Raw genomic sequence first — 20,786 nt, 5'->3', positions numbered from 1 at the left:
GATGAAAAGTATGTAATACGTATATAATATAAGATTGTGATATGTCAAAAAAAATAGTTAATGCATTAAAATCTGAAGTAAAAAAGCTCAAATATGCTGATTTAAAGTCTATATCAATAAAATCAGATAGTTGGAACTTTAGTTACAAAACATATATTGACCTTGGTAGATCACACAACCTTACTATTAATGAGAAAGAAGTGCCTAATGAGCTTATTGAGAAGCTATATTCAAAACATAAAGATCTCATTTTAGAAGATGAGAATGGAAGAAAGAACTATAGTCCATTTCTTAAGCAAATTTTCATAAAAATATTTGAATATGCTGGTGCAGAAGTTCTGAGTGACTCTATCATGGAAGAATTGATAACTAACTATCATCAAGAAGGGTATAATCATTTTCTGTTTCTTCATATATTAAAGGCTCTTTCTCCATTTGGCTTGCTTGTGTTAGATTCTAATATAATAATAACTTATAGTATGGATTGCCGTCAATCCAATTGTCTAAAACTCAATTTTAGCATGGATTGTATAAAGGTACGCAGCAGTGATCTTGTTAATGATATCAAAACACCAGGTTTTTACAGCTCAGTAGAATTTAAGTTAAAATCTAAGGGTAGAAGCATAACATATGAGGATGGTAAAGTGCTTATTAATATTCCGAAAGAGCTGAAAAGTTATAAAGCAAGTGGTAGAAGTTTGTGTGACATTACTATTGAGTATTTTCAAGAATTTTTTGGAAATTTGGGATTTAAATTTGAGACAAAAGTGGAACATAGTCTAGGTGGACCACTTAAAGTGTTAAAAGATGTCAATACATACCATGATAAGAACTTAAACTTGAACCAACAGTTAAGTAATTCAAGATAAGATATTGAGATTCGCATTTTTAAAGATAGAAAACACATTCATTGAGAGAATAATTTCGCTACTGAAAGCAAAAGGCGTTTTTACAATCTTCTATCTACTACTCCCTCATGAACAGATACGTTTAACTGCTCACTAACTTCTTCATTACTTGGCAAGTGTCCTCTAAGAGATAAGTTACGTACTGCATGCTCCAAAGGAGTTTGTAATCGCTCAACATATACTTTTGCTAGCAACTCAGCGTCAATTAGCGCTCCATGTAACTCCCTACTCTCTAGTGATATACCAAAACGCTCACACAATGCACTTAAAGAAGCCGGTGGTCCAAATTTCTTTCTTGCAAGCGGTAATGTGTCTAACACTCTGTCTGAAGAGATTAATTTGGCATTCAGTTTACCAAGTTCCATGTTCAAAAATTTAATGTCAAATCCAGCATTATGAATTACCAAAGTATCGCTAGATATAAAATTAAGAAATTCAGATGCAATCTCTGAAAATAATGGCTTATCCTTTAGAAATTCTTCGCTGATACCGTGAACTTTAAATGCACCTTTGTCTATGCTCCTTTCTGGGTTGATGTATCGATGGAATACTTTGCCTGTTGGAATATGATTAATTAGTTCTACACACCCTATTTCGATAATTCGATGGCTATTGACATCAAGACCTGTAGTTTCAGTGTCAAGTACTATTTCACGCAGCCCATCTTGTTTGACACCTAACCTACTACTAGGATCTGACTGACTATTGGTAGCTTGTATCGTTTTTTTTCTTTTAGCTACTAATTTTTTTGTAGCACCTTCACCATCTTTTACTCTAAAGTGTCCAGGCGCTTCGGTTATTGAGCTTTTTTTTATACTATCAAGGATAACTTCTTTATCATTTAAGAATTTTTTACCGTTACCTTCTACATAAAGTGAGGTGAGATTTTTGAGTGCTATATCTCCTCCATAGTGGTGGCGCCACACTCCAACAATGTTGTTGTTTTCTACATTTAATAAAGTAAGATTTGGGAGACGTTTGCTGCCAATCAAAAATGCAAAACCTATGTCGCCAATATGATTATTGCTTATTTCAAGTAAAGTAAGGTTTGGTAGATTGCCTTGACCTATATATCCTGCACCTTCAAAACCAAGTTTATTGTTCCTTAGAGTAAGCGAAGTAAGATGTGTAAGTTTACCTAACTCTTTTATATCTTTAGAATCAACCTCTACATTTATTAAATTAAGCTCTTTAATGTCTTTTTTACTCTGTAGAAAGTTTGCTAGCTCTTTTACATTAATCTTAGTATTTATATCTGATATTGTTAAAGCTTGATTATGTACATATTCGCTAAAATCCACCTTACCCTCTGTTAATATACTATGTAAATATTTTAACTGGCATCTCAGTAGCTGTCAATTGCTTATATAAGATCTTAAACAGCTGGTTTAGGTGCTGTAAAATTCATACTTTTTGTGATCAGCTAGTAAAAAGTCAAGCCTAGGGCAACTCACTAAGCTTTTCTGATTTATTGTGATACAGTTCTTGAGTTTTTTTCTTCCTTTACAAAAGAATCTGTTACTAAATCCTTTAAAGTTTTACCAGGCTTTTCTAGCAATTCAGGTTTAAGTAAATACTCAAGTTCATATATTGCTGCTGTAATTACTGTAGCAGCTAAAGCTGCAATTAAAAATGGTGACCTTATTTCTTCTGTTATGAGTATTAAAGTTATTAAACCTCCTAGCAGCCCAATTACTGGTGGAACAATAATTGCTGCACCTCTTTCCCATAATTGTGTTTTCTGTACTTGCCCTCGTATTAACAGAAAATATGGTGGAGGTGCTGAGTACTGCCCTCGAGTCCAATTCTTTTTTTTGCTCTGTTTCTTTTCTTTGTGTCGTTTACACTTTCCTTTTTTTCCTTCAAGTGGAATTTCTTTAAATTGGACTTGCTGACAAAATGTGACCTTTTTTTTTGGCTTTATTTTGTCAGAAATAGAAGATTTTGATAACTCAGTGTAGTCAACTTTTTCGTTAGAACCAACCATAACTTTTTCGCTTCATTAATACCTATATTAAATTATATTCTAAATAAAGTCAAGATATTAATTACTATATTAAACTGTGCTCTGAAAAAATTAAGATATTAACTACAAGCCTTGAGCCTGTTAAAATCTTCTTCAGCGTGATATGATGAACGGGTTAATGGACTTGATGCAACTACCAAGAAGCCTTTAGAATAAGCAATATATTTATAATGCTCAAACTCTTCTGGAGTAACATATCTATCAATTTTTGCATGCTTTGGAGTTGGTTGCAGATATTGACCAATTGTAATGAAATCAACTTCGGCGCTACGTAAATCATCCATAACCTGAAAGATTTCTTCTTTTGTTTCTCCAAGACCAACCATAAGCCCTGACTTCGTGAAAAGTTTAGAATTAATCTGTTTCACCATCTTTAGCAAATATAGTGAATGAAAATAACGAGCTCTTGGTCTTATTTTTGCATACAGCCTTGGTACTGTTTCGATGTTGTGGTTATAAACATCAGGTGATGCAATAGCTATTGCTTCAAACGCTCCTTTCTTATTTACAAAATCAGGAGTGAGGATCTCTATTGTTGTTTCCGAAGTTATCTTTCTAATTTCTTCTATACACCTTATAAACTGATTTGCACCACCATCTGGTAAATCGTCACGGTCAACAGAGGTAATGACAACGTGCTTTAAATTTAACTTTTTTATTGCTTTTGCTAAATTTTCTGGTTCATGAGGATCGAGCTTATCAGGAATGCCAGTTGCAACATTGCAAAACGCACAAGCACGAGTACAAACAGAACCGAGAATCATCACAGTAGCATGACGTTTATTCCAACATTCACCAATATTTGGACACGCAGCTTCTTCGCATACTGTATGTAAGTTATGTAGCTTAACAGTGTTTAAGGTTTCATTGAATACTTTACCAGCTGGAGCTTTTGCTCTGAGCCATGTAGGCTTACTATGCATCTGAAACGGCTAATTCTACCTCTTGTTTTGCTAAAACTTTCTTTAATCTTCTTTTTATCTTTTGTGCTTCTTTGCTTAGCTTAATTGTTTTTGTATTGAGCAAGAAAGCATCAAGATCACCTTTATAGTCTATAGTTCTTAAAGTTCTTGTTGCTATACGAAAGCTAAACTTTTTTTCTAATATATTACTTGTTAATGTAACCTTATGTAAATTTAGGAGAAAGGTACGCTTTGTTTTACGATTTGAATGCGATACCCTATTACCAAAAGCCTTTTTTCTATTTGTTAATTCACAAATTCTACTCACTTCAATATACCAATTTATCCTATTTAACCAGGTTAACCTGATATAGTTAAATAGTCAACTCCCTTGCTTGATTTTTATACCGTATACTGCTTTATAGCCAAAAAACACTGTGATTTTTTCTATTACAAGAGAAACCATATGCTGCATTTCCAATGCTTTACTGCCATTTGTTACTAACAGATACAGCACACCCGAATTTACATTTTGTGCGTATGAGATCTTTTGTGGTTTTGTACATTCTGCTAATTCCTCTCCAACTATACTTTTCCAGTTTAAAATAAGACGTATTTCATTTTTGCTGATCTTATTTTTCATGCATTTTAATGCATAGTTTTCTATTATAGATTTTAATTTCTTTGGCCCGCTATATTTAAACATCTTTCCAGTGCTTAAAATTAAATTATATTACAACTTTCTTATACAAAAAACTAACTTATTGTTTTCATGACCCTCGGCCTCACACATAAAAAGCAGTATTTGTATATCTAGCATTTGCCAGAATTTTGTGTCTTCTACCTTGTAATCATTTTTAATTTTAATTTGTTAAATTATTATGAAGCTAAGTAAAATTTGGGTAAAGTATAGTATTCCCAAGAAGATTATCTTTTTACTGTATGCCGTAATTTTCTTATAGCTATCTGTTTTTTAAGATCTTTCTTCAATCCAAGCTGCTTGAATGGCCTCTAATATTTTTTCATTACAATACTTTTCATCATCATTAAACTCTTCTAAATTCAAGACTTTTCTTTTGAGCTCAGTGAATCTAATATTAATTATATCTTCACTTGGAAATTTTTCTTCTAGAGCCTCTGCAACATCTTCTATATCAAGCCATTTCATACTTTTTCAATAAATTAAACTGGTGCCCATGGGGAGACTTGAACTCCCAAGGTCGCAAAACCCACGGATTTTAAGTCCGCTGCGTCTACCGATTCCGCCACACGGGCCTTTTTTATCTATCTAGAATAGAATTCTACTACTAAATTGACTTCCATGTCTGCTGAATAGGGGACTTCGGAATATTGAGGCGCTCTCAAATACTTCACTGAAAGTGCTTTGCTATCTGTCTCTAAATAATCTGGAGCCTTACGTTCTTGTTTTTGTTCAGCCTCTATTAATATAGGAATTTTTGCTGCTCTTTCCCTTATTTTTACTATATCACCAGGCTTCACTCTATAACTTGATATGTTAACCACCTTATCATTAACTGTAACATGTTTATGAGATATAAGCTGTTTTGCCGAGTAAATTGTTGGCACAAAACCAGAGTGATATAGAACAGAACTTAACCTTGATTCCAAGGCACCAATAAAATTATCAGCCGTATAACCCTTTCTTTTGTAAGCATCTAAAAATGTACGTCTAAGCTGCTTACTTGAAATTGCATAGTAGAACTTAAATTTCTTATGTGCAGCAAACTGCTTACCAAAGTCAGATAACTTCTTAAATCCAAGAATACCATGCTGACCTGGAGGGTATTTTCTTTTATTGACCGAATCTTTTGCTCTACCCCATAAGTTTACACCAAGCCTGCGACTGATTCTATACTTTCTATTGATAACAGTTGTCATACAAAAATTCTCACGATCTAACTATAAATTATTAATGATTTTAACATTAAGTGTCAACTTGTTTTTGCCACTATGATATAGTATACTTCACTTTTAAGTTTTCCTATTAATACATGAATCATCTACTACTAAAATCCATGGCAAATGCTGTCCGCTTTTTATCAATTGATGCGGTACAAAAAGCAAATTCTGGACACCCAGGTATGCCACTTGGCATGGCAGATGTTGCCACTGTATTATTTGCTAAATATCTAAACCATAACCCTGATAATTCTAAATGGATCAGTAGAGATCGTTTCGTCCTATCAAATGGTCACGGTTCGATGCTGCAATACTCTATATTATATCTGACAGGCTACATTGGTATAGATGAACTAAAAAACTTCAGGCAACTTACATCAAAAACTCCAGGTCACCCAGAATTTGGCTTGACTTCTGGTATAGAAGCAACAACAGGCCCGCTTGGTCAGGGATTTGCCACTGCTGTTGGCATGGCACTTGCTGAATCGATTCTTGAAAAGCAGTTTGAAATCAGCCACTACACTTACGTAATGCTAGGAGATGGCTGTCTTATGGAAGGTATAAGCCATGAAGCAGCGTCCCTTGCTGGGCATCTTAAATTAAATAAGCTGATAGCACTTTTTGACGACAATGACATCTCTATAGACGGCTCTACTAGCCTCTCTTGCTCTGATGATATAGAAAAGCGTTTTTCAGCGTATGGATGGAATGTTGACAAAATCGATGGGCATGACTTTGATGCTATATCCCTTGCAATAGAGCAGGCGCAAAAGTCTGATAAACCTACGCTAATCTGTTGCAAAACTATTATCGGAAAATTTTCGAGCCGTGCTGGCACATCTTCTGCTCATAGTGGTGCCTTTACAGAGGAAGATGTAAAACAGATGAGAGAAAAATTGAATTGGAACTATGAACCATTTTATGTACCAGAAGATGTGAAAAACGCTTGGATGGAAACAGTTAAGAGGGCAAAACAAAACTATACATCCTTGATCAATAAAGAACTACAAAGAAGACTTGAGAAACGTTTGCCGAATAACATCGAGAGTGATTTGGCTAACCTGAAGAAACAAATATGTGAGCTCATGCCAAACGAAGCTACTCGATCTTCTTTCGGCAGAGTAATGGAACTATTAACTAAGTCTATGCCAGAACTAATTGGTGGATCTGCTGATCTTACCGGTTCAAATTGTACTAAATATAAGCACATGCAGGCAATAGATAGTAATAATTATGATGGTTCTTATGTATACTATGGAGTGAGAGAGCACGCTATGGCAGCTTGTATGAATGGTATGGCTCTTCATGGTGGAATTATTCCTTATGGTGGAACTTTTTTAGTATTTTCCGACTACTGCCGCCCTGCTATACGTCTTTCAGCCTTGATGAAACAGCAGGTTATCTATGTAATGACTCATGACTCAATTGGAGTAGGAGAAGATGGTCCAACTCACCAGCCAATAGAGCATTTAGCTTCTCTGAGAGCTATACCAAATCTGTATGTTTTTAGGCCAGCAGATGCAATTGAAACTTTGGAGTGCATTAGCATTGCACTTGAAAAAAAAGAGTCACCTGCACTATTTGCGCTTTCAAGGCAAAATATTAATTACATGCACTCTTATACTGACCAATTGGCCAACCTATCAAAATTTGGTGCATATATACTATGCGAATATTCAGGGAAGCTAGAAGTGACGATATTTTCTACCGGATCTGAAGTTGAAATTGCAGTTGAGGCAAGAGAAAAATTACAGGAAAAAGGTGTAGGTACAAGGGTCATTTCTATGCCGTGTTGGAGGCTTTTTGACGAGCAAAGTGATGAATATAAAGGGGTAGTGTTAAATAATGACAGCATTAAAGTTGCAATTGAAGCTGGAAGTGAAGTGGGTTGGCATAAATATATAGGTTCAAACGGTATATTTATTGGCATGAAAAATTTTGGAGAATCAGCACCTTATGAAGCTCTTTATAAGCATTTTAATATTAGCGCTGATTATGTAGTAAAATGTGTTTGTGAAAACGCTTTTTATCATTCCACTGCCCATAAAATTACTTAATGAACTCAGCCAGTGCCGTTATTATGATATGTATAACAATGTTACAAAAAATAATATCATAGAATTCAGTAGGATAATTCCTAGAAAACCCCTACATACTAAAAAAAGCAAAATGCTGTTAAAATGAGCTTAAGAATAAATAGCAAACATCTAACATAACGAGTCTATTTGTAAATCAGGTGAGGCTTATCCTATAGAAAGCTTTCGAACTACGCAAGCGTATCTTTTGCCTTTAGTATTTCTTTATTGTTTAAGATAACTGTCTGAGCTCCTCTGCCTTAGCATTATATCTCCACTTTCTGCAAGTTATTCCATTAAGTAGTAAAAATATTAGACTTACCGCAAAACTAAGAAAAAAAGACCAAAGATAGAGCAGATTGAACTTACAGTAAAAATAGAACAAAAAAACTCCAACAATAAATTATACAAACTTCATCAGGTTAACTTTAACTTAAGAAAACATAAATCAAATTTTCTTGCTCAAAGACCTTGCTTTTTCTCCAACCTTACTCAACCGTACTCTAGCTTAATGCATAATTTTACCCATAAACAACCTTATCTTTGGTACTTTTATTAGTTACAAGTCATCTAGAAAACCCAGATGCTCTACGAAGCCCACCAATCAATATCAGATCCTGCTCTTGTCCTACAGCATTTAATATAGCGTATAACAAAACCATCGCATCTCCCCCAGTAATACGCTTGCATCCTCCACAAAATTCGTATTCACTTAACTGTCGATTTGCCTCCACCCTTTTTCGTTCAACTTGTTCTGCGGTGTTAGCATACTTCAACTCTATTCCAATTGGATGAGTATCATCATTTTCCGCAGATTTTGATAATACTAGGTCTATTTTCCTTCCTCTCTGTAGCTGGAACTCAATAATTACCTTGGCAGGATTATCGCAACTTTGAAATATCCCACGCAACAAAGCCTGAAATTTAGCTTCATTGTTCACGAGTAGACGGTTTCCATTTAATAACGGAGACAACAGACGAGAAATCTCATTAAATAAAACTTCATACCTAGCCCTGTACTCACCATTAACATTACTATCATTACCAAAATTAGGCTCAGCACTCATCAACTGATCTGCAAGTTGATGTAAATTCCTAACATTGCCCATTTGTTCTGAAAACCTTCCCTCGAAATAACCTTCACTATGAGAACGTGAGTAAGCACGTAGTGATTCGAATTTCTTTGCAGAAGCCACTTCCAGATGACCCTGGACATCTACTTCACAAAGTACTTGACGCACCTTAGCATCATCTGTGGCTTGAGGCAGTAACGACAGGTTCAATGCCTTGTCTGGTAAAGTCTGCCACTTTAAACGACGAAAAATGTGAAGCACAAAAAAACCAATATTTGATAAAAATAGAGCTAAAGTTAACGCATGGCTTACAATATCTGCTGCATCTCCCCTACCACCTGTACGTTTCATTTTCTCTCCCTGAGAGTGGTTAAATAGATACTTGGTAACCCTTACCTCCCGCCCATCATTTGTTTCTAAGTCCCTCCTTGTAGATAAAACATTTCCAAAAACAAACGATGACGTACAGGAAAAAGTGTTACAATGAGGCGATTGAGTGAACTCTGATGCTATGGGTTGTAAAAAACGTTTTACATTTCCCCTAACTCCATTTCCATGAGGATGTAGTAAACCCGGTATTAAGGAAAGACCACCTTCTGAAAAGGCCTGCACAGAAGTTCGGAGACCAGCACCTCCACGTAATTGAAAATTTAACGCTACACAAACAGCACTTGGTGATGAGGTATGAATAGGCAAAGACGAAACAGAACAACTTTTAGCATAATCTTTAGCTTGCTCTAATCCTTCCTCATCACCAACCTTCAACTCAATTATAATTGGAACCGAATCATTTGTCTGATCAACACCACGAACAAGCAAAACAACATCTGCATAACCTTTTCCTATAAGTAGCTCTGGGTAGAAATCAGCCACAGCTCGGTATCTAAAATTTACTAAAAACCCACATAGAAAACCGTGGTAATCAGACTCTGCACGAAACACTAAGCTATCTTCATGTTCATCATGGATATCAATAACATATTCCAAAATTCTTTTAACATTAGTACGCACTTCTCCTGTATCGTCATTTGCCAACTCACTCATCAGGTCTAACAATTCACCTTGTTCTCTGATTGGGTTGATTTCATGAAAAATTGGAGCTCCAGGTTCATCACGTTGAGGAAATCTATCTATTTCATGAATAAACCTACATTCTTCTCCAAACCGAAATATTTTATACTCTTCCCAATCCAGATCCTCATCTTCCTGTAATTCTTGTGGAAGATTCTCTTCTACCTGCTGCTTCTCTTCTGCACTAAACCTTGACCCAGGGCTGTTCTCATTATCAGCAACAGTATAACACCTGACTATTCTTCTATTTTCTTTATTAGTGAGAACAGCAACTTTTAGATTTCCATAATTGTCAAAACGAAAATAGACTCTTTCATCTTCAACTAATATACCTGCATCATGTGCAGTAGAAAACATACCAAAAAAGAATGTAGGAAAAAAGCCAGGCTTATTAGCCGAATGCAAAAAAGATGGACAGTTGTTTAAAAAACCTACAAATTGTCTACTAAACTCATCACAACCTCCACTTAATAAAGCCCTAACTAATTCACGATCTTCATTATTACCATGCATAAATACTCCTATTTGTTAACAACTGCAGCAGGCGAAATACTAACATTAGTACCCACTAACGTAGATTGAGGACCTTCAGTGCTAGCAGAGAATAAATTCAAATTTCTCGCTGACTTACACAACTCTTCTATTAAATTGCAGGAGCTAGTTGCATCTATCATCTTAGAATTCCTTGTTTTATCTAAACTATTTGCTATCCTCTCTTTTAATGATTTAAAGCTTTTGTCTGAACAACAATCTTTAGCAAACTTTAAAATACTCAAGACCAAATCAACTTTTTCACCATCGCCAGCACTTTGAGTATCCTTGCTGTTCTCCTGATCTACAATCAAATTTGAAATTGCATTTTCCATTGCAACAAAAGCAATCCTATCTTTAAAAGGATCGACAACATTTATTTTATTTTGGTTAAATACACTAGATTCCCAAAGACTGCTAATAGCTGACCTTGCTTCATTCCTGTTATCCAAGTCATAATCTTTAGAAACTACAACAAATGAAAGCGATGAGAGAAGATGTGCATATCCTCTAGGTGAAAGCATTTTCTCTACTTCAGATCTTGAACATCCCTCGCTCAAGTACTGGATAACATACTTAGTTGTGCAAAGAAAACCGTGCTCTACTAAGTAACTAAGAGGACGATAGATCACACCCCTATCTTTCTTATTCGGTAGCCCAAGTAGTGACTTATGATCTACTTTTGCGCTTATGACTTTACCTAGAAGGGAATTTAAGGTAGAAGCAAGTTTATAGCTAGATTGGAATGGAGATAATTTTGCAATAGCAGAAACTAGCAATTTTTCTCTCTCTTCTTTCACTAATTTTTCTTCAGAACACAGACGATTATAGAAGTGTTCCACTCCCTTACTCCACTTGAAATCTACAGCCTTATTAAATCCATCTTCTGCTTCTATATTTTCTCTAAGGTTACCTGATTCTTGATCAATCCAGAAATTGAAAACAGGATCACGTCTTCCCATGGAACTTAACAATTCAACTCTTGCAAGCTTATCACTGCAAGCTAAATTCCTATCTTCCTCACATGCACCTTTATGGGATAAGTCAGATCTAAAAGACTCTAACGCCTTGTCAAATAATTGCTTAATTTCACTCTCTACACACTCAATACATGCTATTTTATATATAGCAAATGGATTCAACACACCTGATTTAGCTAATTCTCCTACCAATTTAGCAACATCTAGTGTCGCACCTGACCAACAAGATTCATCACGAAACGCATTACATAAGAGGTCCGATTGCTCAACGGTTAGACCCTCTACTGTTACAGGGTGAGACTTGACCCATTCCTCAATAGCTGAAGTTCTATCACCTTTAACAACATCCTTCAGCTTACTTATTACTTTGCTAGAGATAATCTCTTTATTTTTTTTAGGATCAGAACTGAGACGAGATCTTTTGCTTGGGCCTGCATTACCCTTCAAATCTTCCGTTCCACGTTTAGTTTTACTTTTTGGCATCTAATTACCTCAAAATCAAATATTCAATGAAGGTATTATACAAGCATTAGAATAATATATAAATCGAAAAATTAGTGTGCACCTAAATTTAAGCAGTAATTATAGACCTGCTGCAAAAGAGGAGATATTTAAAGAGAGATGTAGCAAGAGGGAATGAGCTTAAATTATCAAATCAACGTTATTCTACTTTACCTCACTAGCATTTTCCTTACCTTGAGCCTTACTATTACTCACAAATATAAACGTTCGTTACATAGCTCTTAATATGTCTAAAGAGACGAAATTTCCCGAATTATTTATAATGAACCCTTACGATCACATTCTGGGGACGTACATCAGAAAACTTTTATATTATTAGTTTTGTAGTAAAATTATATGAGTACATCGTATCTATTAAATCAGAAGCTTTATGGATTACAGATTGAGAGCTTATTTGTTTGGGGTTATCTGGTTTATACTTAGCTTACTTAGTAGTGCAGCTAATGATACTATATCAAAATATCTAAGTTTACATCTTCAGAGTTTTGAAATAATTTTTTTCCGCTTTCTGTTTACCACTATTACCCTTGTACCTTTTATGTTTTACTATGGAATAGAAGCTTTTAAAACAAGTCAAATATCTATTCAAATAACTAGAGGTACATTATTGTTTTTTGGAATGGTCTTATGGACCTATGGATTGAGTACTTTCCCCATAGTAACTGCAACGATTATAAGTTTTTCTATACCATTATTTGTTATACTTCTTGCAATCCCTTTGCTAAACGAAAATATAATTTGGCAAAGATGGATAGTAACTGTTATTGGCTTTGTTGGTATTGCTATTACTACCAAAGCTCATAGTGAAGATTTTAATCCTAAAATTCTTATTTTTATTGTATCTGCATTGATCTTTGCTATATTGGATATACTTAATAAGAAACTTGTAACAAAAGAGTCAGTAATAAGTATGTTATTTTATTCAGCTCTAACGACAACTATTTTTTCTACTCCACCTTTGTTATTTTATTGGCATATGCCTTCCTTGTTGGAGTTAGTATTACTGCTGATTTTAGGAATAAGTTCAAACCTAATTCTGTTCTTCATGTTAAAAGCTTTTGCTCTTACTGATGCTACTGCACTTGCACCGTATAGATACATAGAGCTAATAATTTCTGCAATAGTAACATACGTTATATTTAATGAATTACCTGATAAAAGTGCTTTATATGGTACTTTGATATTAATACCATCAACCTTATTTATAGCTTATTCGGAAGGTAAGGCAATTAAGAAAAATAATGTAACAACAAAAGTTTATAATTGTTAATGGTATTTATTTTAGATGCTAAGCTATATTTTTAAGGTAATGCACATAACTATTATAGGAGTAGGGTATGTAGGATTAGTATCTGGTACAATGTTATCGGAGCAGGGCCATAAAGTTGATTGCATTGACATAAATACTGAGAAGATTGAACTTTTGAAATCAGGGAAAATTCCTCTATATGAACCTGGATTAGCAGATTATTTAGAGAATAATATAAAGTCACAAAGAATAAGATTTTTCGATTCGTATTTTCAAATAAATCCCAATACAGAAGTAGTATTTATAACTGTAGATACTCCATCAGACTCCCTAGGAAATGCAAATTTAAAGAATGTATATAATGCAGTAAGTGAAGTTTATGAGAGAGTTAATCAAGATTGCTTAATAGTGATAAAGTCAACTGTTCCTCCTGGTACTGCAGAAAATATATATAATTATTTATCTAATAAGGGTTATAACTTTGATTTGGGGGTTAATCCAGAGTTTCTCAAGCAAGGCTCTGCAGTATCAGATTTTTTATACCCAGATAGGATAATAATAGGAGTAAAAACTAAGCTAGCTAGGGCAAAACTAGAAGTTATATATAAATCATTTATAGATAAGAATATTCCGTTAATAGTCACTGATACAGTTACTGCTGAAATGATTAAATATGCTTCTAATGCTTTTCTAGCAACAAAGGTTGCTTTTATCAATGAGATGGCAGGTTTATGTGAGCTATTAGGAGCAGACATTGACCTTTTAGCTAACAGTATGGGAATGGACCACAGAATAGGTAAGGAATTTCTCAAAGCTGGTCCAGGATTTGGAGGATCATGTTTTCCTAAAGATTTGTCAGCTTTAATAAGGCTTGCTGAAGATCACAATGTCAAGCTACAAATTTTAAATTCAGTTAAGGAATCTAACTATAATCATATAACAAACATTGCTAAAAAGGTAGAATATGTATTAAATGGAGTCCAAAATAAAAAAATAGCAATATGGGGGCTAACTTTTAAGTCTGGTACTGATGATGTAAGAAATAGCCCAGCTATAGATATTGCACAATTGTTAGTGAATAACAAGGCTAAAATTACTGCATATGACCCAATGGGGATGGATAATGCTAGGCAAGTTCTAAAGGATATAGAATACGCGGACAATGCTATAGGGGCTGCAAGGGACGCGGAAGCCTTGTTATTGTTAACGGAGTGGAAAGAATTTAAAAATCAAGATTTTGCAAGTTTAAAGAGTATTATGGCTGCACCTAATGTTTTTGATTTCCGTAATTTATTAGATAGCGAGCTATTACTAAGATATGGTTACCATGTTTATTCCTTGGGTAAAAAATCTATCTACAAAGTTTAACTGTTGAGAAATTTTTTTTTACACCGCTTTACTTAGTTTTTTTAGATCTTTGCTTGATAGTATGGAAAAGCAAACGAGTGCAACAACAGAGCAAATGGAAAAAAATGAAAACATAATACTGTTACCGCAGTGCTTAACAAGTACTCCTAAGAGCACGCATGAAAATATTGAACTTGCAATATACCCAAATAATCCTGTTAAGCTTACAATTGCACATACATTATTTTGTGGAGCAATTTCTACAGCTATAACACCTGTCAGTACTTGCACTCCAAATATAAAGAATCCTGATAAGATTGCACCAAGGTTCATAAGAATTATGTTTTGACCAAAGTTCATTGCAATAAAAGTGAGTGCTATACCCAACATATAAAGTGATGCCAGCAAGCTTCTATTTTGAAAGAAGTACATATCACTAATTCTTCCTGTGATTAAAGTTCCAAGGATTCCACCTAAATCATATACGCCTGTTATTAGTGAGGATTGTACAAGAGAAATTTGTAATTTATTCTTTAAAATTATAGGAAACCAAAAGAAGATTCCCATTTTTATAATATAAGCACAAAAAGTAGCACAACATAGAAACCATATGGAACTTGTTACCTTGATACCTATTTGAGATTTCTGCACCTTATAATAGTTAGTAAAGTTGGCACTTTCTTTGTAATATGCCTTTAATATTATATAAATTCCAAAAAGTAAGCATAAGAAACCAGAGTACAAAAATGCACTTTTTGCATCATATATTTTAATTATACTTGGTAATACAATTAAAGTAATACAAGAACCAAGTTGCTGAGATGCGCTCATAACTCCCCATGATGATGCAATTGAAGAGATGCTAGAGTTTGTAACCATAAACTTGGTAATAGCTGGCCAACCTAACCCTTGTGTCCAAGCTAATAATATTAATGTTAACAGTAATAAAGTTAGATTATTATATGATAAAGTTATACCAATGGTTAATAATCCAGTTGCAATATTGCATAGCCCAAACATAAATAATGGATTATTTTTGGAGTCCATGATTATTCCATTAACAAATTTTGATACTCCATAAAAAAAAGAAAAGCAGGCAAAAAAATAGCTTAATTTTACATGGTCAGTATCTATTAACAGTGGTAGAGCAATCGGTATACTTTGTCTTGATAAATAAAGCAGCATATACCCACAGAAGAATAGTAAATATTGAAAGAAGACAAAGTTCACACCTATTCCCAAATAGCTCTATGCAGATGCTAGCATAATACTATATTGGTATAATATTGTTTGACAAGAAGTTTGCAAACAATTAGTGCAGGAAATTAATTACTTAGTATCTTTCTTATAGCAGATACAGTAGCATTAATATCTTCATAGCTTATATCTCTATGTGTTATAGCTCTGATTTTACCTCTTATGTTAGCCATTCTAATCCCATAATTTGTCATTAGTACGTTTATTAATTCTTGAGTAGATATACAATTAGTACGTAATGAAAAATACGCTATATTAGTTTTATATAGGTCGATATCAATTATAACTTGATCTATGAAGTCTAGGCCTTCTATAAGGTGCTGCATTTTTTTATGATCTTCTTCTAAAGAATTTACATTATTATGTAGAGCATATAAACATGCAGCTGAAATAATGCCAGCTTGGTGCATACCTCCGCCAATTTGAAACTTATAGTACCAAGCTTTTTCAATAAACTCTTCACTTCCAAGCAATATTGCGCCCATTGGAGCACCTAATCCTTTACTAAAATCAATGAATACCGAATCAAAATAACTTGCATACTCCTTTGGAGATATTTTAGTATGAGCACAAGCGTTGAACAGTCTTGCTCCATCTAAATGAGTGAATACGTCATTCTCTTTGCAGAGACTTGAGATCTCTTGAATATATTCTAAAGGCCACACAGCTCCACCACCAAAATTTGTTGTTTGTTCGATAGAAACAAGCCCAACTCTCGGAATATTTCTTAAACTGGGACGAGTAATAAACTCAACAATTTGTTCTCCAGTAAATATTCCTCTCGTACCTTTGATGGGCAAAGGAGTGGCATGTGCCTGGGCTGCGATCAAGCCAGATTGTACTATGAGCGGATGTGAAGTTTCATCAAGCAGCAAGTAATCACCAGGTCTTTGAATGTGTACTTTATAAGCAATTACATTGGACATCGTTCCTGAAATCAAAAAGATTCCTGCAGGTTTACCTAATATTTTACATGCGGTTGCCACTAATTCGTTCACAGTTGGATCTTCACATGCAGCTTCGTTTCCAACTTTTGCTTTAGCCATCGCTTCCCTCATTTTAGCTGAAGGGTCAGTGTTTGAATCGCTAAAGAAATCTATTTTTATTCTCATATTAAATTTAACACAACCTCCTTTATAATTTCAGCAGCTTTCATGATATCTGTTTCCTTTGTGCCAAGATGGGTAACTGCTCTTATATGAGACTCGAGCCAAGGAAAAAGCAATAAACCATAAGCTTGGCACTTACTCAAGAAAACCTCATTAGTTACATTTAGTGCTTTTATACTAAAGCTTACTATATTAGTTTCTGGATAAGGTAGTACCAGTTTTATGTGTGGAATTTCTTTAATCTTATCTGCAAATAATTTAGCGAGCTTATTATCTTCTTTAAGCCTAGAGATATTATTCTGTAGTACATATTTTGCTGCATTAGCACAATACCCTATCTGATGATAACCACTACCTAGCCAAACCTGTAGCTTTTTAGCCCTTTCAATTATCTCTCTTTTACCCATAAGCATTGAACCAAAAGGAGCGCCAAGTCCTTTAGTAAAAGAAAAGCTCATTGTATCAACATATTTAGCATAATCTGCTAAAGCAATATTTGTTTCGATATGAGCATTAAATATTCTTGCACCGTCTAAATGAAGATTTATATTGTGAGCTTTTAAAAAGTGATATAACTCGACTTGTTTTTCAAAAGGATAAATTTTACCATTAAACCCATTTATACTATTTTCTATAGAAACAAGACTCACCTGAGCAAAAATTTTATACCTCGGCTTAGAATTAATAGCATATTCTACTTCATCAACATCTAAGATTCCGCTATTATTTCTAATACAATTAAATACGATATTATTTACTTTTGCATTGCCTGCGCTATCGAAAAAATTAACGTGATAATTATAATGAGTTATTAGTTCATCACCAGGACTTGTTTGACTGGCAATGGCTAATCTATTTGCAAGCATACCGCTGGTTACAAATAATGCTTCTTCTACCTTGAATAATTGTTTGCAATATTCTGATAAGTCATTACAGCTTTTGTCTTCACCATAAGCAAAATCTCCAACAGTTGCATTACTTATTGCGTGTATAACGTTGGAGCTCTGCAGAGTTGTAGTGTCGCTTCTCAGATCAATAATTTTTCCCATCTTCTTTTTTGCCATTCAAACAACCAATTTGAGCATTCCAAAGTTCCTTGTAAAGACCTTGCTTAGAAACTAATTCAGCGTGTTTACCATCTTGGACAATTTTTCCTTTGTTAAATACTAGAATTCGGTCCATGTGTAAAAGTGTAGAAATACGGTGTGCTATAGTAATCGTAGTTTTATTTTGCATCAGTTTAAATAAACTCATTTGAATTATTTGTTCTGTTATAGAATCTAACTGACTAGTTGGTTCATCGAGAAATAATATTGGAGCGTTTTTTAAAAATGCCCTTGCTATTATTATTCTTTGTCTTTCTCCTCCAGATAGCTTGATGCCTTTCTCTCCGACTATAGTTCCATATTGATCAGGTAGAGTCATAATGAAATCGTGAATACCAGCCAGCTTGGCGGCTCTCATTATTTCTTTGATAGTAGATTGAAGTTTACCGTACATAATGTTTGCTAAAATAGTATCATGAAATAACAAAGAATCTTGAGGTATTACAGATATTTGTTGCCTCAAAGAACTCTGTGTAACTTCTGATACTATTTGATTATCAATCTGTATATTACCTTTTTTAACATCAAATAGCCTTAGGATTAAGTTTATAAAAGTAGATTTACCACCTCCAGAACAACCAACTAGACCTACTTTTTCGCAAGGATTAATGGTAACTGAGAAATCTTGAAATAATGACTCCTGACCTTCATAAGAAAAAGAAACATTATTAAACGTTATTTTTCCACTTAATAAATTTAATTCTTTAGCATTTTTCTTATCTTGCATTTCTGGTACGGTAGTTAAGATTGGCAATGCATCTGAAACTTTGCCGAAATGAGTAGAAAATTGCGTAAGATTCCTAGTTAGATGGTTAAGAAACTCTATAATCGATATATTAATTCCAAGTACAAGAGCTATATCTCCTATTGCGATCTTGTTCAATTGATAGTCATAAATTAAAAAGTACAAGTTTACTGCTTGGAGTATATCAAATGAATAGCCATATATAAACCAAAGACAAAAGTATGCCCATTGTAATTTTCTCTCTGCAATAGTTCTTTTCTTGCATATTTGAAAAAATTTGTGTCTCTCATGTGCTTGCTGAGAAAATAGCCTTACTGATATAACATTTAAAATACTATCTGCTATACTAGCTATTACTTGTGAATTTTGTTTAGAGTAATTATCAGCTAGTTCAGTAAGTACACGAAAGCTGAAAATCGATACTAAAATAAAAATGCTTACCCAAGTGAATGTAGCGATTGCAAATTTTATGTTTACTAATGATAAGGTATAAATAGCTAAGACTAATGCTATGCTGTAACCGAAAAAACAATCTATAAGCAATCTTATTAACTCTATCACACTATCCATTAAGCTACTGACCTTATGTACTAAGCTTCCAGATAAATTGTTCTGATAATAGGAATGGTCTTGTTGGAGTAGTCTACAAAAAGATATATCAGCTATCTTTTGACGCATTAAGGTAAACATTCGAATGTCAACAAAATAGCCATAGAATCTAAAAGCAGTAGTGATAAGTAATGCCATACCAAGATAAGCGCTTACAGGCAATAAAAGATTCTCAATTACATTACCTTCCTGATATTTTACAGCTGTATCTAGAATATTTTTTACTAAATACTTTCTAAAAGACAAATCAACAGCTACCACCAGGGCAACTAAAGACATTATAAGTACATTAAGTTTGAATTTAGATACTATATTCAAGATGAACATCAATACACATTTGAAGCTATCAACTCTACTTCTGTTCATTTATAATGCTAGCTCCACTACGTTGACTTTTTTATTGAGAAATACAAGTAGTGAAAACCATAAATTTTTGTATATTTTTCCTGAGATGTCTCCAGCATCATGTAGTGCTGATGCTCGATTCAGAATAAGTAGCTTATATAAATCTCGCTTAGCCTCAGTAGTGTCGATCTCAGAAATATTTGTAGTTGTATCTGTAATAAAGGCTAACCAGCTCTTGATAAGTTCTTCCATGTTTTTTGCTTTTATACTTTCCTGGTAGCCAAACAATGACAAGCATTCTCTCAGTATAGATTCTGTTAACTCACCACAATTGAGTATACCAAAAACTGAAGGCTGAGGTTTTGGCACATAGGGAAGGTCTTGATCTTTTATAATCCACCTTGTTACATAAGCAAATCTATCTTTAGCATCTGTATTCTTATCACTACCATGCCATAACCGTGAATCAAAAACTATCGCATCTCCTGCTGAAATAGGTAGTGACTTAATTTTGTAATTTTCTCGGTTGTTTGAGTACTGATCAAAAAAATATGGGTACCAAAAATCAACTAAAGGTTGTATTTCCCATTTATGACTGTTTTCTATAATTTGTAGTGCACCTGAAGTTTCACTTACATTATTCAAAGCTAACCAAACAGAAAAGTGGTAAGGATCATTGAAACTATAGGAGATGTCTTGGTGGAAGGGAACTGCATCTATTAAATCAGCAGTTTTACATATAACATTTGATTTTTTCTGCAGTATCTGACACTGAAGTGACTTTTCAAGGTAATTTTTAATAATTTCATCTAATGCTTGAGAGATAATTCTAGTTACTTGAGATGACGTGCCCCATCTGCCGGTACAGTTTAAGTAGTCAGAAGTTGAAACACTTAGTTCTTGGGATAGCTCTGATATCTTATTTGTTATATCACTTAAAGACTGAGTTATTAGCTTTAAAGGAACCAGATTTTTGATAATAAAAAAACCATTTTTTTGTAGTATTTCCAT

Annotated in this window: 18 protein-coding genes and 1 tRNA gene; 4 read left to right on the top strand and 15 right to left on the bottom strand. The window is 34.0% G+C overall.

Going from position 1 to position 20,786, the window contains the following annotated elements; genetic code table 11:
* Window positions 1-41 precede the first annotated feature (41 nt).
* Window positions 42-869 (top strand): hypothetical protein, encoded by an 828-nt coding sequence (locus tag BWZ41_RS00565; RefSeq protein WP_143689054.1) that lies wholly within the window; start codon window positions 42-44, stop codon window positions 867-869.
* An 80-nt stretch (window positions 870-949) separates the two neighbouring features.
* On the opposite strand, the gene dnaQ is transcribed toward BWZ41_RS00565, so the two are convergent.
* The 8 genes from dnaQ to rpsD all read right to left on the bottom strand — a co-directional run bounded on the left by dnaQ (window position 950) and on the right by rpsD (window position 5,735).
* Complete coding sequence (gene dnaQ, locus BWZ41_RS00560; RefSeq protein ID WP_026092705.1) at window positions 950-1,567, bottom strand: DNA polymerase III subunit epsilon; 618 nt, start codon at window positions 1,565-1,567, stop codon at window positions 950-952.
* Window positions 1,568-2,376: 809 nt separating this feature from the next.
* Window positions 2,377-2,895: a hypothetical protein gene (locus BWZ41_RS00555; protein WP_143689053.1), complete on the bottom strand. Its 519-nt coding sequence runs from the start codon at window positions 2,893-2,895 to the stop codon at window positions 2,377-2,379.
* A 98-nt stretch (window positions 2,896-2,993) separates the two neighbouring features.
* Window positions 2,994-3,857 carry a lipoyl synthase gene (gene lipA / locus BWZ41_RS00550; protein WP_143689052.1) on the bottom strand — a complete coding sequence of 288 codons (864 nt, stop codon included), beginning with the start codon at window positions 3,855-3,857 and terminating at the stop codon, window positions 2,994-2,996.
* Window positions 3,850-4,164 (bottom strand): 50S ribosomal protein L28, encoded by a 315-nt coding sequence (rpmB, locus tag BWZ41_RS00545; RefSeq protein ID WP_143689051.1) that lies wholly within the window; start codon window positions 4,162-4,164, stop codon window positions 3,850-3,852. The genes lipA and rpmB overlap by 8 nt, the downstream gene beginning before the upstream one ends.
* A gap of 54 nt (window positions 4,165-4,218) precedes the next feature.
* Window positions 4,219-4,542: a DUF721 domain-containing protein gene (locus BWZ41_RS00540; RefSeq protein WP_143689050.1), complete on the bottom strand. Its 324-nt coding sequence runs from the start codon at window positions 4,540-4,542 to the stop codon at window positions 4,219-4,221.
* A gap of 267 nt (window positions 4,543-4,809) precedes the next feature.
* A complete protein-coding gene (gene iscX, locus BWZ41_RS00535; protein ID WP_143689049.1) occupies window positions 4,810-5,004 on the bottom strand; it encodes a Fe-S cluster assembly protein IscX in 195 nt (64 codons plus the stop codon).
* Window positions 5,005-5,024: 20 nt separating this feature from the next.
* Window positions 5,025-5,111: transfer RNA gene (locus BWZ41_RS00530), tRNA-Leu, on the bottom strand.
* Between the two features lie 9 nt (window positions 5,112-5,120).
* Window positions 5,121-5,735 carry a 30S ribosomal protein S4 gene (rpsD, locus tag BWZ41_RS00525; protein ID WP_143689048.1) on the bottom strand — a complete coding sequence of 205 codons (615 nt, stop codon included), beginning with the start codon at window positions 5,733-5,735 and terminating at the stop codon, window positions 5,121-5,123.
* Window positions 5,736-5,848: 113 nt separating this feature from the next.
* Between rpsD and tkt the strand changes: the two genes are divergently transcribed.
* On the top strand, window positions 5,849-7,813 hold the full coding sequence (tkt, locus tag BWZ41_RS00520; protein ID WP_143689047.1) for a transketolase: 1,965 nt from the start codon (window positions 5,849-5,851) through the stop codon (window positions 7,811-7,813).
* Between the two features lie 584 nt (window positions 7,814-8,397).
* On the opposite strand, the gene BWZ41_RS00515 is transcribed toward tkt, so the two are convergent.
* On the bottom strand, window positions 8,398-10,488 hold the full coding sequence (locus BWZ41_RS00515) for a hypothetical protein (protein WP_006014164.1): 2,091 nt from the start codon (window positions 10,486-10,488) through the stop codon (window positions 8,398-8,400).
* 8 nt (window positions 10,489-10,496) lie between these two features.
* Complete coding sequence (locus BWZ41_RS00510) at window positions 10,497-11,969, bottom strand: hypothetical protein (RefSeq protein ID WP_006014162.1); 1,473 nt, start codon at window positions 11,967-11,969, stop codon at window positions 10,497-10,499.
* 409 nt (window positions 11,970-12,378) lie between these two features.
* Here BWZ41_RS00510 and BWZ41_RS00505 point away from each other — a divergent pair, with 409 nt between their 5' ends.
* Window positions 12,379-13,278 (top strand): DMT family transporter, encoded by a 900-nt coding sequence (locus BWZ41_RS00505; protein ID WP_006014158.1) that lies wholly within the window; start codon window positions 12,379-12,381, stop codon window positions 13,276-13,278.
* 39 nt (window positions 13,279-13,317) lie between these two features.
* Window positions 13,318-14,625, top strand: a complete 1,308-nt coding sequence (locus tag BWZ41_RS00500; protein WP_039950634.1) for a UDP-glucose dehydrogenase family protein — start codon at window positions 13,318-13,320, stop codon at window positions 14,623-14,625.
* A gap of 18 nt (window positions 14,626-14,643) precedes the next feature.
* On the opposite strand, the gene BWZ41_RS00495 is transcribed toward BWZ41_RS00500, so the two are convergent.
* From BWZ41_RS00495 to BWZ41_RS00475, 5 genes are all read right to left on the bottom strand, one after another.
* Window positions 14,644-15,789 (bottom strand): MFS transporter, encoded by a 1,146-nt coding sequence (locus BWZ41_RS00495; protein ID WP_143689046.1) that lies wholly within the window; start codon window positions 15,787-15,789, stop codon window positions 14,644-14,646.
* A gap of 140 nt (window positions 15,790-15,929) precedes the next feature.
* A complete protein-coding gene (locus BWZ41_RS00490; protein WP_006014152.1) occupies window positions 15,930-16,973 on the bottom strand; it encodes a threonine aldolase family protein in 1,044 nt (347 codons plus the stop codon).
* Window positions 16,970-18,019 carry a threonine aldolase family protein gene (locus BWZ41_RS00485; protein ID WP_006014150.1) on the bottom strand — a complete coding sequence of 350 codons (1,050 nt, stop codon included), beginning with the start codon at window positions 18,017-18,019 and terminating at the stop codon, window positions 16,970-16,972. Before BWZ41_RS00485 ends, BWZ41_RS00490 begins: the two co-directional genes overlap by 4 nt.
* Window positions 18,003-19,796 (bottom strand): ABC transporter ATP-binding protein, encoded by a 1,794-nt coding sequence (locus BWZ41_RS00480; protein ID WP_143689045.1) that lies wholly within the window; start codon window positions 19,794-19,796, stop codon window positions 18,003-18,005. The genes BWZ41_RS00485 and BWZ41_RS00480 overlap by 17 nt, the downstream gene beginning before the upstream one ends.
* A complete protein-coding gene (locus BWZ41_RS00475; protein ID WP_039950639.1) occupies window positions 19,797-20,786 on the bottom strand; it encodes a phytanoyl-CoA dioxygenase family protein in 990 nt (329 codons plus the stop codon).

The sequence above is a fragment of the Wolbachia endosymbiont of Nilaparvata lugens genome (assembly GCF_007115045.1).
Lineage (GTDB): Bacteria > Pseudomonadota > Alphaproteobacteria > Rickettsiales > Anaplasmataceae > Wolbachia.
The sequence above is the reverse complement of the archived record's forward strand: the minus strand, read 5'-3'. Positions and strand labels throughout refer to the sequence as shown.

Coding starts and splice junctions, on each gene's coding strand:
- BWZ41_RS00485 (WP_006014150.1), bottom strand. CDS start 18,019: ATGGGAAAAATTATTGATCTGAGAAGCGACACTACAACTCTGCAGAGC.
- BWZ41_RS00475 (WP_039950639.1), bottom strand. CDS start 20,786: ATGGAAATACTACAAAAAAATGGTTTTTTTATTATCAAAAATCTGGTT.
- BWZ41_RS00500 (WP_039950634.1), top strand. CDS start 13,318: ATGCACATAACTATTATAGGAGTAGGGTATGTAGGATTAGTATCTGGT.
- BWZ41_RS00490 (WP_006014152.1), bottom strand. CDS start 16,973: ATGAGAATAAAAATAGATTTCTTTAGCGATTCAAACACTGACCCTTCA.
- BWZ41_RS00505 (WP_006014158.1), top strand. CDS start 12,379: ATGGATTACAGATTGAGAGCTTATTTGTTTGGGGTTATCTGGTTTATA.
- BWZ41_RS00565 (WP_143689054.1), top strand. CDS start 42: ATGTCAAAAAAAATAGTTAATGCATTAAAATCTGAAGTAAAAAAGCTC.
- BWZ41_RS00540 (WP_143689050.1), bottom strand. CDS start 4,542: ATGTTTAAATATAGCGGGCCAAAGAAATTAAAATCTATAATAGAAAAC.
- BWZ41_RS00515 (WP_006014164.1), bottom strand. CDS start 10,488: ATGCATGGTAATAATGAAGATCGTGAATTAGTTAGGGCTTTATTAAGT.
- BWZ41_RS00555 (WP_143689053.1), bottom strand. CDS start 2,895: ATGGTTGGTTCTAACGAAAAAGTTGACTACACTGAGTTATCAAAATCT.
- BWZ41_RS00480 (WP_143689045.1), bottom strand. CDS start 19,796: ATGAACAGAAGTAGAGTTGATAGCTTCAAATGTGTATTGATGTTCATC.
- rpsD (WP_143689048.1), bottom strand. CDS start 5,735: ATGACAACTGTTATCAATAGAAAGTATAGAATCAGTCGCAGGCTTGGT.
- lipA (WP_143689052.1), bottom strand. CDS start 3,857: ATGCATAGTAAGCCTACATGGCTCAGAGCAAAAGCTCCAGCTGGTAAA.
- iscX (WP_143689049.1), bottom strand. CDS start 5,004: ATGAAATGGCTTGATATAGAAGATGTTGCAGAGGCTCTAGAAGAAAAA.
- BWZ41_RS00495 (WP_143689046.1), bottom strand. CDS start 15,789: ATGCTGCTTTATTTATCAAGACAAAGTATACCGATTGCTCTACCACTG.
- tkt (WP_143689047.1), top strand. CDS start 5,849: ATGAATCATCTACTACTAAAATCCATGGCAAATGCTGTCCGCTTTTTA.
- BWZ41_RS00510 (WP_006014162.1), bottom strand. CDS start 11,969: ATGCCAAAAAGTAAAACTAAACGTGGAACGGAAGATTTGAAGGGTAAT.